Genomic DNA, 13,094 nt, shown 5'->3' on the forward strand with positions numbered 1-13,094 from the left:
GGAAGCCTTGTCGATGGTCTGCTTCGCAAGCGGGCATCCATCAGCGGCGGCTAATGGTGTTTATCGTACCTTTCCGGCTGGCTCAAGGGAACATTATTCAGGGGGGAGTCATTTCCTCAATCTCGCGGTCACGCCGCTCGGTCTCATCCGTAACGGCGTCTAGATTGCGTTTTAGCCGTCCGGACTTGGTGTTCGGATCGCTAGTCATCCAACCGATAACCGTTGCGGCAACGGCAACCGTAACGAGCAGCACTCCAAGTGCGATAGCCAGCGAATTCTGCTTGGATCCCATCACTCCATTCTACTCGTGCATGAAAAAGTCCCGCTAGGTTCGCGGGCCGGGTAGTGCGTCAGTTTGAAATTCGCTACCCGGCGATTGCTTGCTGTCGTGGGTGAGACGGGTTGCGGCCGCCTGCCACTCGCGAGATCCCAGCGCCCCCTTCATTATTTTCGGTAGCGCAATGTTGCGGCCATAGGTGTAGCCGCAACCATTTGCGCGAGTCACCTTAAGGTCATCGTGCCACGCTTGGAGGTCGTAGCCAAAGTCCTTGCCGGTTATCTTTACTAGCCGAGCACGCCCCTCGTTCATCCGTTCATCGATGCTGTCAGACGTACGAACGAACGGCGGGAGTTTGAGTCCGCAGATTAGATGAACCGCCATTTGGGCTGGAGTCATTCTCATAGCCCTATTCTACCCATGCACGAAAAACCCCCGCCAGAGTGACCGGGCCGAAGCCCGCGCGTAGAATCTTCTCATGCCCAACAACCGCTCTGCCGCGCCGATTATCGCAGGCATTCTACTGCTGGCCATTCTTTATGTCGGGAGTTATCTGGCGCTGGTAGTGCCGGAAGGGCACATGGTCATTGGTAACGTGACCAGTCGAGGAGCCATTGCGACACCGGAGCACTACCGATTCGGTTCACAATTCTTCAGCATTTTCTTCTTGCCTATTGAGCAGTTGGATCGGAGAATGCGACCAGGAGCTTGGGTCGGCGACCTTTCCCATTACGGCAGTGGCGCCACATATCAGGAAATACCGGACCTGAGTCCGTGATTCAGATTGCATTCAAAAAGAGAGCTTGCGACGTAAGTCGCGCTTGCACGCAAAAGGGGGGTGTTGATAAACCCCCGGGGAATTTCAACACCGATGAGCATATTCCTCGGTAATGGCGCATATGTTGGTTGAAAAACTCGACTCGTTTATCAACGAATAGGATGATTTCGGTGGCGTGTACAAGACAAGTTACGTCGAGGCGGGAATGAGTTTTCAACGGCCGGTACAGACTGGCATGAATCAGGAAACCCGAAGCGTCAGCGAGGAGAGCGATGGTGTGGTACAGAATTGAATCGTGTCGCAATTCGTTCGCTCGAATCTCGTAACGAATCAAACGCGGTCGGAACCAATGGCTAAACGGCGACAATAAATCAATGCGGCGAAGAGCACTCTCCCTCGCTAACGCGCCGGGCTAAGGGGGAAACGAATTGCTTCCCGCCGTAGTGGTGCGACAATGACCGGCGCAGTTGGTTCCGCTGATGTTCTTTCTATGAGGGTCCGCGAATGTCTGCTTCTCCCGATCACGACTCGAAATCCTCGCTCAGCCGGCGCGAGGTGTTTGCTTATTCGGCTGCATTTGGTTCGTCGTTCTTGGCTGCCCAAGGTCTGCTGGCCAACGAGCAGGGCACAACGCCCGTGGCGGCCAAGAACGCCAAGGAACCGACCAAGCGCTACGACATGAAGAAGTCGATCAATCTTTGGGCGCTCCCCTACCCGCAGAAGATGACGCTCACCGAGTGTTTTCAGCTGTGCAAGGATGCGGGCTTCGAGGCGGTGGAAGTGAATTACGCGCTGGAAGGGGATTTGTCTCCCGAGACGTCGCCGGCGCAGATCAAGGCGATTGGCGAGCAGGCGCGGAAGCTGGGGCTGGAGATCAGCGGCGTCTGTTCGTTCTTGTTCTGGCCCTATGCCTTTACGCACGAGGATCCAGCCCGGCGAAAAAAGGGAACCGAACTGGCGCTGAAGATGATCGAAGCGGCCCGCCTGCTGGGGTCCGAGAATTTGCTCTGCGTGCCTGGTTCGGTCTATGCCCCCTGGATTCCCGATGAGCCGCCCGTGCCCCACGATGTGGCCCTGGAGCGAGCCACGGCCGGCGTGAAGGCGATGCTGCCGGCCGCTGAGAAGAACCAGGTCTATATCAACATCGAGAACATTTTTGCCAACGGCTTTTTGCACAGCCCGCAGGAGATGAATCAATTCGTCGATAGTTTCCATAGCAAATGGGTGAAGGTCCACTTCGATACTGGCAACATCATGCAATATCACTTTCCCGAACACTGGATTCCAATGCTGGGTAAGCGGATTCAAAATATTCACTTAAAGGAGTACAGCAAAAAGGTACACGAGTTCAATCTGAACGCCTTCCGCCTGCTGCTCGACGGCACCACCAACTGGCCCGCGGTGCTCGCCGCGCTCGACGACACCGGCTATCGCGGCTATCTGACGTTCGAGTATTTCAATCCCTTCCCGCACTGGCCCGAAGCGATCGTCTATCACACGTCCGATGCCATGGACCGCATGCTGGGGAGGAAGGGGTAGATGATGCCCTGGCCAGGTTTGGTGGTATAATTCCGATATCGGTTCGGTCTGTTTTGCGGAGGACTCTCATGAGCCAGCAGTTGATTATCCAGCTTAGTGACGATGCTTTTGCCCAATTGCAACTGCAAGCCGCGTCTCAGTCAATGTCACCGGCCGAGATTGCGACTGCCGACATGGAACGACTTTATTCTCGTTCTCAACATGGCGACGGTAATGCCCCTCTGCGGACAACGAAACAGCCAGCCCGCGGTCTCTTAAGAAAACACTTCGGGACGTTCGATTTGGGCTGTCCCGTGGGTACGGACAATGAGCAGATCGATGCTGACCTGGCGCGAGAGTACGGTAGCACTCACGAGGAATAGTGATGTTCCTCGATACGTCGGGTCTGTTCAACGTCTGTTCGCCCCGCGAACTATTCAATCGGTTAGCAATAAAGCTGTATGACTCGGCCGGTTACCGGATAACTCATGGCTATGTGCTATCTGAGTTTGTTGCCCTCGCCACGGCAAGAGGCTTTGATCGATACAAGACATTGGAGTTCGTGGACGACATCGTTTACGATCTCGATGTAGAAATAGTTTGGGTCGACAAGGACCTTCATCAACGCGGAATGGCCCTACTCCAATCCCGTCTCGACAAAAACTATTCCCTCTGCGACGCCATCAGTTTCGTCCTGATGCGCGAGAAGAGAATCGAAGATGCGTTAACCACCGATCGCCATTTTGAGCAGGAGGGTTTTCGCAGGCTATTGGATTGAGGCACGACTGGCGGAGTTTCCCTTGGCACAGCATCTGCGAGAGTTGTGGCTATGACATTCTCTCATACCAGCCGCGAAGTCGCCAAGCAGCAAATGCTTCACCAACACCTCCGTGCACGCGGCATTGCCGACGAGCGGGTGCTGGCTGCGATGGCGCTGGTGCCGCGCGAGCAGTTTGTCCCCGAGAACGAAGCCCAGCGGGCCTATGCGGACGAAGCGCTGGCCATTGATTGTGGACAGACAATCAGCCAGCCCTATATGGTCGCGCTGATGACGCAAACGCTGGAACTGCTGGGGCACGAACGAGTGCTGGAAATTGGCACGGGCAGCGGCTACCAGACGGCGATTCTGGCGGAGTTGGGGGCCGAGGTTTATTCCCTCGAACGACACGCGCACCTTTCGGAGCAAGCAGGGGTGCGGCTACGCACGTTGGGGTACACGAATGTGCATTTGCGCGTCGGCGACGGCAGCCTCGGCTGGCCGGAAGCGGCCCCCTTCGAGCGAATCATCCTCACGGCTGCGGCCCGCCATTGTCCACCGGCACTGTGGCAACAGTTGGCCGAGAACGGGCTCCTCATTGGTCCCTTCGGACCGACCGATCAACAGATCCTGACCATCATCCGCAAGATCGACGGCCGCGCAGAACTGCAGCCCTCGATCGGTTGCCGCTTCGTGCCGTTAGTCGCTGACTAACATCCTGGCTTTCATTCTGCCTTCTTACTTCTGCGTTCTTACTTCAATCTGGTCGTTATTCTCGGCCCGGCCTTCGGTATAAAACCAATTGTGAATCGGCTTAAGAATCTGCTGCACTTCACTTAGCAATTGTTGATCGATGGGGAGCCCGGCCCACTCGACCCACTTCTTCACGTTCTCGGGATTAGCTGAACCCACGATGCACGTTGTCATCCCCGGATGAGCAATGCTGAACTGCACGGCCAGCTGCGCGATATCAACCCCGCGGCTGCTGCAGTGGTCAGCTGCCTGTTTGGCGATGGCGCGCACTTCCGGCGTCGCCTTGTGCCACGGGGGCAATGGTTGCCGCGTCAGGAGCCGGGCCGAAAACGGCGCGGCGTTCATGACCCCTACGCCCTTGCTTTGGAGATAAGGCAGGAGGTCGGCGAGCATCGTGTTCTGAAGTGTGTAGTGGTTATAAGAGAGGACCACATCGAGCGGCTGTTGATCGAGCACATAGCGGAAGATATTCATCGGATAGCCGCTAATGCCGATGAAGCGGACTTTTCCCTGCTGTTGCACTTTGCGCAGGGCCGGCAGGGTTTCGTCGATGATCTGCCGCATATCGACGAACTCGATATCGTGGCAGAGCATGATGTCGAGATAGTCGACCCCCATCCGATGCAGACTGATGTCGACACTCTCAACCACGCGCCGCGCAGAAAAATCGAAGTGCGCGCCGTCATAACGCCCCAGTTTGGTGCCGAGCAGGTACTTATCGCGGGGCACATCCCGCAAGGCGACGCCAAGCAACACTTCGCTCATGCCGCGGCCGTAATAGGGGCTAGTGTCGATAAAGTTCATCCCCAAATCGAGCGCCGTGCGAACCGACCGCAGCGCTTCGTTCAGGTCGACACTTCGAAATTCCTGCCCCAGCGACGACGCGCCGAAACTTAACTGCGAAAGTTTTAATCCCGTTTGACCTAGAGGTCGCAATTCCATCGCCGGCTGCTCCACAAAGGCTGAATCTCATAACGTGAATTGAATTCCCCTCATCATTGCCCGAATGTTGGCGGCGGAGCCAGTAGGGGAAACCCTAAATTCCCACCAGCGAACTCGGAGGGGGTATGACACTCACTTGTCACCATCGCAGTCGATACTGTAGCGGTGACCAATACTCCATTTGGGGTGGTATTGCCGGCCCCTCCGCCGTATTCTGGAGCCCGGCTAACCATGAGCGGCAACCTTGCTGAAGGAACAGGATGGGGACCAAAGCGCATTCAACGGTCGTCAATCGAATTATCGATATCTACCAAGGAGAACTACAAACCGCGGCAGACAGTGTGATTGATGTCATTGCCGGCGATAAATTAATCGCCGTCGAATCATCGGCCAATCTGGAAGAAGCCGTGAAACAACTGATGGCCATGACCGGCCTGCGTTATATCGCCACTACCAATCACGATTCCCTGGTGTATGCCCAGCGCCTGTGTGCGGGCACCCCCATTGGCCTGATCAATAGCCAAGGGGACATTGTGAAAGAAGCCGCCGAGAATTAGTTGGTAGCCCGCCGGGCCTTACTCGGGAATAAAGTCGGTTCCCACGGTGATCTGCCGCGCTTGACGCGTTTGCGGCTCATAAACTCGAATGCGAACTTGCACCCCCCGCAGCGGAGCGGCATAGGGTGGTTGAGTCTGCCGCTCGCCTGCGTCATCAACGCCGTTGACTCCATCGGTATCGAGACCATCGAGCCCGGTTCCGGTGTTATAAGGCGGCAACTCATAAGCGAGAGGCCAGGTGTCCCAAAAAGGAATACTCGCCCCCGACGAACCAGAGAAGGAAGACGAGGGGCGCGATCCTGCAGCAACGCCTTGTGCGGCCAAAACCTGGTTGTAATAGAGATCTACCCAGGCTCCGACGCCGATGCGGGTGGGGGTACCTGAACCGAAAAGTGCGGCAAATCCCGGGTCGCCAGGCGTTAACGCGGTCTGAGAACTTGAATCCTCGTAGATTGGTGCGGTCGGATCAAAGGCCCGAATATCAAACGCCAATACATTTGAAAGAACCCGATCCTCGCCAAACGCATTGCCCGAAAGCGTATAGACATTGAGCGAATTCACGTCGCTTGGCTTGATGTCGATTTCTTTCCATGAAGTTGAATTAATGGCGGTGCCATTTCCCTGCAGTGCACATCCAAAGCGATTTTCGCGGAGCGATAGGTCGGCCAGTGAATTGGCGACAACCTGAAACTGCATCGATGTAGAGTTATAAGAAATTCGTGCAGAGACATCGTTATCGTCCCAGAAGTCGATGGCATTACTCAAAGTGCCATACGTCCCCAATACGCCGAGATCCGGCCGAATAATCAGCTGCCGCCGGCAAAGCAAGCGCGGTTCGCCCAGGTCCCAATCGCCGTCTCCATTCGTATCCGTAAACGTGGCAAACCAAACCACCTCAGCAAACTGAGAGGTCTGCGTGCCGCCGTTGTACCGCCCCTGAAACGGCACGTCCCCTGCCCGAATCGTCATTGCAATAACGTCGTCACCGTCTCCCACCAGCGTTGTGACGTTGTTGTTCACCACGTCCGGAATCTGATTCGTGTTGATCGTGGTAATATCGTTCGTTCCGCTATCGGGTCGCGAATCCGAATAGGGCCCTTCATAAATCGTGAAATAACCCGGCGAAGCATTCGGGTCAATCCACGGTTCCGGGCGCAGCGTGAGCGAGTCGAGATCGTCTTGAAGCTGTTGGCCGACGGATCGCAGCTGGCCGCCGAGTTCGATCATAGCGCGGCTATCGCGCACGGCATTGCCGACGTAGGCATAGAACTCTGCAATGGCGTACACCAAGATCAGCGTCAGCGCCATGGCAATCAGCAGCTCGATGAGCGTGAACGCACTACGAACTGCTGACGTGTTATGAATTCTCTTACCCATTCCCCACCCCAATTCCCATTCGCATTTCAGACTGAACCGCTATCGCTCTGCACTTCTCAAGTAGCCCGAGGCGTGCGAGGGAACTATTCTGATGGCCCGTTTTGCTGGGAGGAAAAGTCGTTATCGACTTCCCCTCGCTGACGCGTCGGGCTACCTGAAGAACCCTTGGCCTCTACTCAACACCGACTCTCGTATCTTCCTTCATTCTGCCTTCGTTCACCCCAGCTGCGGGTACAACTCGCTGGCCCAGCGCCACTGGCTGTCACCTTCGCGTAGCACCTGGCAGCGAGAGGTGACGGCTCCCAGCCGCAGCCAATAGTCGAGCAGTCGGCGGTCGACGGGCCCGTACTGGCGGCCGGAGGCAGTTTGCAGGAACCAATTGGCTTCGTCGCCTGTCACCTGTGCCCCCTTGCCGCTGCCCGCCCATTGCATGAAGTCGCTCAGGGCCTGCCCGTGGTTGGCACCATCGGTCGCCGGCACTGCCAACTTGCCCTGGCACGCCGGGCACTTAATCTTCTTGCCTGCCCATTGATCATTGATATGAAACGCATGCTCACAGTGCGCACAAACGAGTGATATGGACATCGCTACCCCTTCGCATTTCTCAAGTAGCCCGACGCGTTAGCGAGGATGCATTGCCAATCTCCCTCGCTGATACGTCGGGCTCCTTTTCAATCTCCGACTCCCTTCCCTAACTCCCAGTCCCTAGTTCCCAACTCCCACCCTAATCGATTTGCCGCCGCAGCAGCACGCAATTATCGGCGTTCAACTTCAGCCCGGGGATGAAGCCCACAGGAATCGAACGGTCGAGCAAGTAAAACGCTCGATGCCGCTGAATGTCCCCAGTGTCCATGCCCAGTTCCTGTCCCAACATAAATCCATCGGGATGAGCCGCGCCAATCGTTGCTTCTTCCACTTCGAAGTAGCCAACCGTCACCCACACGGCATAGCAGTTCGACTGCGTGCTGACGATGTTGTTGATTTTCTGAATGCCTTGATAGCGGAAATATGGATTCCGGTCGGTATTGATTGACGCTTCGGAGGAACGATAGCCAAATAGCGGCTCGCCGGTTCGCGAGGTCGACGACCGGAAGAACGTAGCTTCGACCGGCGACTTACGCATGTTCCCGGCAGCGGGCATTAAGTCGGCGGAGTTCGCAGGACGGAACGGATTGGCAAAGATGGTGGGATGCGTCTGGCTGATTCGCCCGAGCGAGCCCCCCGAAATCCCTTGCCGACTGACCATGACCTCGCTGAACGGGACGCGTAACCCGGGCAGAATTGAAGGCGAGCCCGTATAAGTAGAATCGCTGGGATCGTAACCAATGATCGAGTTCCAAATGGGCTCGTCAAAAATGGTGTTGATATTGATGCGCCCCGGATCGCGAAAACGCGACAAGCGATTGAACGGAGGCCGGTACAAGTAAGGCGGCCGATACTCGGGGCGTGGCGACGGCAACGTATCGGTATTATTCACCGAGTTGGGACTGTACCACTTTTCGGTCTTCACAAAGTTCGAGGGCGTTTCGACAAAGTCGAATAGCCGCGACAGGTTAAATCCGTCGGTATCGGTTGGGTTACTCTGGAACATGTTCAGCAGGTAACCAAACCCGCCATTGAAATCCGGCTCGCTCGTAGCTGTGTATGGATTTGCGCCAACAGCCACGTAGGGATTGTCGGGAGTGATTTCGAGATTCAACCGATTCGGAGCGCAGGTGGGAACCAGCAACAGTTCGGCCGGGTTCATAAAAGGACGATTGTGAAACGGAATCCACGGGAACGGCTTGTCGGTATCGCCTGGATCACCAGTATAAGACGCATAGTTACCACTCTGGGCAGCGGTGCGCGGGGTACCCATCGCCGGATTGATGTAGCCCAGCGTGTGGTGCAAACCGAGTCGCATGAAGCGATCGCCAGAGTTCTGAACGGCTGGGTTCGTCGGCGTATCGATAAACTGCGGGAACCATGGGTTTCCCCTTTGGACGCCACGTTGACTCGTGAATAATCTGCTGGGGCGAGCATTTCCAGTCGGATCCGGCGGATCATCACGGTCGATGTTCACCATCATGGAAGGCGTGCCCGAAGGAACTTGCTGATCGGTATCTTCCTCACCGTTGAAGACAGAGAGATCAACGGGAGCGAAATCGACGGTGATGTATGGATTCGAGAGTGGATCCCAGTCTTGAGTTGGGTCCGCCAACCGCTGCAGGAACACGCCAGCTTTGCGGGCATGGTATCGAGTCTCCAGCAGGCCGGAAGTACCAAGCAAACGGGTGTTATCCTGCGGCGCATCTGGGATCAGCGGCGGGTCGCTGTAGGTCACCGGATTGTCGTAGGAATCGAGCGGATTCGACCATAGATTGTCGACGTTGTACTCGGGGTAATAACTGCCGCCGACCGCGGGAATCGCATTCGGAAGGGGTTCGGTGATGTTAACACCAACGCGACGGTTTACATTCCCGGCGTTCATCCATGTCGTTGGTGGACGGATATCGACGACGAGTGCAGCCGGGGGCTGAATTTCGGCCGTTGCCGAAGGCGTGGAAAGCTTGGAAGTGGTATTGCCGCCTGCATCCGTAATCGACACACCGGTCGTACTGCTGAGGTTGATCTCTTGCAATGAAGGTCCGTGCCAATCGCCGACTTCGCGTCCGACGTCCTTGTTGTTGGAGCCAAGAACGGTCTTTTCGCGCGGACCAACGACCATGTATTGGCCCGGAGCGACTTGAGCGGTCCAATCCTTTTGATTGTAAAAAACTCGATCCTGTTTGGGATTCGTTGCACCGCCATCGGTGTTCGTAAACCAAACGTAACGCTCAATCTCGACGATGCGACCTGGGTTATTTTCATCGTATTGCAGGTTGATGAACTGACGCCCCGTGATCGTGGCGTCAGCTGGTTCGGCATAACGCGAGGTTTCCCAAGCGTTTTCGGTGAGCACCTGCGAATGGGGAAGTCCATCTTGATTGGCATTGACCGAACTAATCGCAACTTGCCAGACCGGCGAAGCCCGCCCGGAAGTTCCGGGCGACATCCGACCTAGATCCAGTTTTCCCGTGCTCTTGTCGTACAGTTCAAACGGCATCTGCGGGCTATACATGGCCTCGTAAGTACCGGGCTGGTTGTACATGGTGTGCGTGCGCGGGCAGTAGAGTTCAAAGAAGAGTGATCCCTGCGGAACGCGGAACTGGTCAAGATCGTCATCGGGGGTCGTCGGCTCTTCGACCTTTTTCTTGGTCGTGTCGTGAGCAGTATCACGCACGCGACGATCATGAAAGGCGAGTGCTTCTGTCAGTAACAATTCCGGTGCTTCGCAGCCCCAAACGACGCCACGTTCCGAAGTTTCGACCGTGGCCAGATTGCCATCAACCGACCAGCCATTCCAAGGATTGGTGTCGTATTCGAAGCCGGTCATGATGCCATCGACATCGCGAAAATCGACGACATTCACGGCCCATTGTGCCAATAAACGCGCTGTCTCCGCATTCGACAGGTTGCCACCACCGTTGGGCTTCGGCGGGTTGTAGCTGTTTCCTTTAAGTGCCATTGCAAGGCAATACAAATGTCGGGCAAGTAAATGGCGTGCATATCTGCGGTCGTTCGTGGCGCCCGACGCGCCGTCTTGCGCACCATCACGATCCACATCAACGCTGTTGACCGGAAAGGCACGCTGACCGCTGAAGCCACCGGTGCCTGGCAGAGCGCCACCCGAAGGAGCCGACGATTGAGTGCCGGAGGAGTTGGTGCCCCAAGCGTCTTCGTTGCTGGTGGCTTCCAGCACTTCGTCGATGGCCTTGTTGGTCGTCGAGTTATCGTTGATGCCGTTGCCGAGATAACGATTGATGTTGAGTGGCGTTCCTTGCCAGAATTCCCACGGCATAATCTTGGCCAGTTCGGCCTTAAGGTTGGTGGTATTCGTGGTATCGAAGCCACCTTGCTGTAACTTCACAATGTACATGCCGACAATCGTCGGTGCATTGGTGGCGCTGAGCTTGGCATTACTGGAACTGAGCGAGCCATGCTGATTGCGATCTTCCTGTCGAAGAATGGCCGGCACCGTGGGAATGTACGAGCCCATGGTAGAGAGCGATTCGCGCACGCGTTGGTAAGCACCGCTGTTCGAGTCGGGCTGACCCGCACCGCTGAACAGGGCATTGGCAGCATTCACGAGACGGCCATTGAAGTGCCCCATGTCGTTATCGTGATTGCGGAGCATCCGTTCCATATCGAGGACTGAGTAGGGCGTATCGTTGATCGCGGTCGCTGCATCCCACTCCATTTCGTAGGGGTCATCCCACGTTTCTGGTGCGGTGGCAAACGTCCCCACATTCGGCAAGCGGCCGCGAAAGAAGAATGGCCTTCCGCCAAAGTCGATGGCAACAGCACTGCGTCCCCAGACATCGGGTGGGCTGCCATACCAGGAATCCATCGAGACGTAATAGCCGGGTATGCCCGACGTGCGCAGGACGCTCAGCGGGTCATCCTCACCACTCTTGCCCGGCGCGTTGTCGCTGCCGTAGCGGCCGAGCAACAGATTGCCATAGTTGCCGTTCAACGACGCCGAGTTGAGCACCAGCCGATAGTCGACTTCCGCCGGTCCAAAACCCAAGCCGCGCGGCAGTTTGAGTGAAGCGGTTTGAGTGCCACCAACTCGGTTGTCGTTGGGAAACGTGGCAGCTGCGGGCTGCGCGGTAGTGGAAAAGATTGGGAAAGGATACGGAATATCGTAGCTAGCCTGATTGGCAGTATCGAGCTGCGAGCGGTTGCCGTGAACGTTTACGTTGATGCGGCCATCGAGGTCTTTGATGAGGAACGCATACAGCCGCTTGTAGCGCCGGCCTGTAGGGCTGGTCATCACTGGCAGGCCAATATCGACCCACACGCTTTCGCGCACACCGTCGCCGTCGTTATCGACGTCCCAGATGGCTTCCCAATAGCCGTTGGGGTTGGATGCAGATAAGTCCTGCATGGCATTCTGTTGGGCCATCTTGCGGATCAACGTTTCATATGCGGCATCGGTATTGGCCGAGGGAGTCAGATCGGGATTGCTTCCGGTAAAGTTGGTGTGGTCCCAGGGCATCGGGCGGAAGATGATCTGCCGGGCAAAGTCCTTTTGCGATTGGTTGGTTAGTTGAATGCTGCCGCTTGGCCAGCGCGACGACTCGAGCCAGTAGTTAATGAGTTCGGGGCGGACGTAGGACGGGATCAACGGCACGCCAAAGCGATTGTTGGCTTTGCGCGAGGCGATCAGGCTGGGTGGCACAACCGACAGATGCAAGTTCTGCAAGTCGGCCGCATCCCAGGGTTCATCGGCACCGCCCCCATCGACGGAGAACGGGCCTGCGCCACCAACAGATGAGTAGACACCCTGCTCCGTATAGCCGGCGTAATGCGGCAGCAGCACGGCCGGGCGATTATTAGTAGTGTTGTCGACTGCATCCAAGCGATAGGTCGACGAATCGTAGCCAAAACCCATGCCGTTGAACGGCTGGCCATTGATGACAAACTGATCGTTGGCCGCGGGCGAGATGGTCGTCCCACCGTTGCCGTTGATGGGCTCTACAAACAGCTCGCACTCGCTCGTCGAAACATCTTCGGGTTCATAGCCGGCGATTCGCGTGCTGAGATTGCGAGCATTGCCGGTGATGAAGGTGATGACGCGACCATTGTAGTAGCCTGGCCTGGTCGAGAGGGATGCGGTCGTCGAAAAGACGAGAAAGTGGCCACTCAGGGTTTTTTGCGTGTCAGTGCTGACCGCTTTTACGGTTCCCCTGACGTAATCGGTGCCGTACAGATCGCGCAGCAGATCGTGCCCTTGCAGCGAACTGCGGGTGTCTGTGCCGTACAGAACCTGCCCAAATGCCAGATCGAGCTCCATCATCGGATCGTCGCCGTAGCGATTGACGCCGGCGTGCATTTTGGCAGCGGTGTTGTACTGCATGGCGAGCACGGCGAAGGTGACGCCCATCAGCAGGAAAAGGGCGAGCAAGCTGACGACCATCAGCAGGACGATGCCGTTTTTTCGCTTGCGCGATTGGCCATGTTCGCGCTGGCGCGCGGGGCCGTAACGCCGGGGCTGATCTGCGAGTGTGCGAGCCATCCTAGGAGCCTCTCGAACAAAGGTGCTTTGGCCTG

General features: G+C 56.5%; 12 protein-coding genes. 6 read left to right on the forward strand and 6 right to left on the reverse strand.

What is annotated here, in order from left to right:
- Positions 1-97: 97 nt before the first annotated feature.
- Both ETAA8_RS30580 and ETAA8_RS30585 read right to left on the reverse strand, forming a co-directional pair.
- Positions 98-292 carry a hypothetical protein gene (locus tag ETAA8_RS30580; RefSeq protein ID WP_145098027.1) on the reverse strand — a complete coding sequence of 65 codons (195 nt, stop codon included), beginning with the start codon at positions 290-292 and terminating at the stop codon, positions 98-100.
- 33 nt (positions 293-325) lie between these two features.
- A complete protein-coding gene (locus ETAA8_RS30585; RefSeq protein WP_145098030.1) occupies positions 326-682 on the reverse strand; it encodes a hypothetical protein in 357 nt (118 codons plus the stop codon).
- Positions 683-755: 73 nt separating this feature from the next.
- On the opposite strand from ETAA8_RS30585, the gene ETAA8_RS30590 reads away from it, so the two are divergent.
- The 5 genes from ETAA8_RS30590 to ETAA8_RS30610 all read left to right on the forward strand — a co-directional run bounded on the left by ETAA8_RS30590 (position 756) and on the right by ETAA8_RS30610 (position 4,044).
- Positions 756-1,055, forward strand: coding sequence for a hypothetical protein (locus ETAA8_RS30590; protein ID WP_145098033.1), 300 nt, complete (start codon positions 756-758; stop codon positions 1,053-1,055).
- Between the two features lie 504 nt (positions 1,056-1,559).
- Positions 1,560-2,594, forward strand: a complete 1,035-nt coding sequence (locus ETAA8_RS30595) for a sugar phosphate isomerase/epimerase family protein (RefSeq protein ID WP_145098036.1) — start codon at positions 1,560-1,562, stop codon at positions 2,592-2,594.
- 68 nt (positions 2,595-2,662) lie between these two features.
- Positions 2,663-2,956 (forward strand): hypothetical protein, encoded by a 294-nt coding sequence (locus tag ETAA8_RS30600; RefSeq protein ID WP_145098039.1) that lies wholly within the window; start codon positions 2,663-2,665, stop codon positions 2,954-2,956.
- A gap of 2 nt (positions 2,957-2,958) precedes the next feature.
- Positions 2,959-3,351: a type II toxin-antitoxin system VapC family toxin gene (locus ETAA8_RS30605; protein WP_145098041.1), complete on the forward strand. Its 393-nt coding sequence runs from the start codon at positions 2,959-2,961 to the stop codon at positions 3,349-3,351.
- A gap of 51 nt (positions 3,352-3,402) precedes the next feature.
- Positions 3,403-4,044, forward strand: coding sequence for a protein-L-isoaspartate(D-aspartate) O-methyltransferase (locus ETAA8_RS30610; protein WP_145098044.1), 642 nt, complete (start codon positions 3,403-3,405; stop codon positions 4,042-4,044).
- A 24-nt stretch (positions 4,045-4,068) separates the two neighbouring features.
- Here the strand turns inward: ETAA8_RS30610 and ETAA8_RS30615 are convergent, their stop codons facing one another.
- Positions 4,069-5,025, reverse strand: coding sequence for an aldo/keto reductase (locus ETAA8_RS30615; RefSeq protein ID WP_145098048.1), 957 nt, complete (start codon positions 5,023-5,025; stop codon positions 4,069-4,071).
- A 260-nt stretch (positions 5,026-5,285) separates the two neighbouring features.
- Here ETAA8_RS30615 and ETAA8_RS30620 point away from each other — a divergent pair, with 260 nt between their 5' ends.
- A complete protein-coding gene (locus ETAA8_RS30620) occupies positions 5,286-5,582 on the forward strand; it encodes a hypothetical protein (protein ID WP_145098051.1) in 297 nt (98 codons plus the stop codon).
- A gap of 18 nt (positions 5,583-5,600) precedes the next feature.
- Here ETAA8_RS30620 and ETAA8_RS30625 read toward each other — a convergent pair whose 3' ends face one another.
- The 3 genes from ETAA8_RS30625 to ETAA8_RS30635 all read right to left on the reverse strand — a co-directional run bounded on the left by ETAA8_RS30625 (position 5,601) and on the right by ETAA8_RS30635 (position 13,059).
- Complete coding sequence (locus tag ETAA8_RS30625) at positions 5,601-6,959, reverse strand: PulJ/GspJ family protein (RefSeq protein WP_145098053.1); 1,359 nt, start codon at positions 6,957-6,959, stop codon at positions 5,601-5,603.
- 216 nt (positions 6,960-7,175) lie between these two features.
- Positions 7,176-7,544 (reverse strand): RING finger protein, encoded by a 369-nt coding sequence (locus tag ETAA8_RS30630; RefSeq protein ID WP_145098055.1) that lies wholly within the window; start codon positions 7,542-7,544, stop codon positions 7,176-7,178.
- A 139-nt stretch (positions 7,545-7,683) separates the two neighbouring features.
- The gene (locus ETAA8_RS30635; RefSeq protein ID WP_145098057.1) at positions 7,684-13,059 is read right to left on the reverse strand and encodes a hypothetical protein; all 5,376 of its coding nucleotides are present in this window, start codon (positions 13,057-13,059) and stop codon (positions 7,684-7,686) included.
- Positions 13,060-13,094 lie beyond the last annotated feature (35 nt).

The sequence above is a fragment of the Anatilimnocola aggregata genome, from assembly GCF_007747655.1.
Classification (GTDB): domain Bacteria; phylum Planctomycetota; class Planctomycetia; order Pirellulales; family Pirellulaceae; genus Anatilimnocola; species Anatilimnocola aggregata.

What these genes read in the sequence shown, in the direction of transcription:
- ETAA8_RS30580 (WP_145098027.1), bottom strand. Translation starts at nt 292, where the DNA reads ATGGGATCCAAGCAGAATTCGCTGGCTATCGCACTTGGAGTGCTGCTC.
- ETAA8_RS30585 (WP_145098030.1), bottom strand. Translation starts at nt 682, where the DNA reads ATGAGAATGACTCCAGCCCAAATGGCGGTTCATCTAATCTGCGGACTC.
- ETAA8_RS30590 (WP_145098033.1), top strand. Translation starts at nt 756, where the DNA reads ATGCCCAACAACCGCTCTGCCGCGCCGATTATCGCAGGCATTCTACTG.
- ETAA8_RS30595 (WP_145098036.1), top strand. Translation starts at nt 1,560, where the DNA reads ATGTCTGCTTCTCCCGATCACGACTCGAAATCCTCGCTCAGCCGGCGC.
- ETAA8_RS30600 (WP_145098039.1), top strand. Translation starts at nt 2,663, where the DNA reads ATGAGCCAGCAGTTGATTATCCAGCTTAGTGACGATGCTTTTGCCCAA.
- ETAA8_RS30605 (WP_145098041.1), top strand. Translation starts at nt 2,959, where the DNA reads ATGTTCCTCGATACGTCGGGTCTGTTCAACGTCTGTTCGCCCCGCGAA.
- ETAA8_RS30610 (WP_145098044.1), top strand. Translation starts at nt 3,403, where the DNA reads ATGACATTCTCTCATACCAGCCGCGAAGTCGCCAAGCAGCAAATGCTT.
- ETAA8_RS30615 (WP_145098048.1), bottom strand. Translation starts at nt 5,025, where the DNA reads ATGGAATTGCGACCTCTAGGTCAAACGGGATTAAAACTTTCGCAGTTA.
- ETAA8_RS30620 (WP_145098051.1), top strand. Translation starts at nt 5,286, where the DNA reads ATGGGGACCAAAGCGCATTCAACGGTCGTCAATCGAATTATCGATATC.
- ETAA8_RS30625 (WP_145098053.1), bottom strand. Translation starts at nt 6,959, where the DNA reads ATGGGTAAGAGAATTCATAACACGTCAGCAGTTCGTAGTGCGTTCACG.
- ETAA8_RS30630 (WP_145098055.1), bottom strand. Translation starts at nt 7,544, where the DNA reads ATGTCCATATCACTCGTTTGTGCGCACTGTGAGCATGCGTTTCATATC.
- ETAA8_RS30635 (WP_145098057.1), bottom strand. Translation starts at nt 13,059, where the DNA reads ATGGCTCGCACACTCGCAGATCAGCCCCGGCGTTACGGCCCCGCGCGC.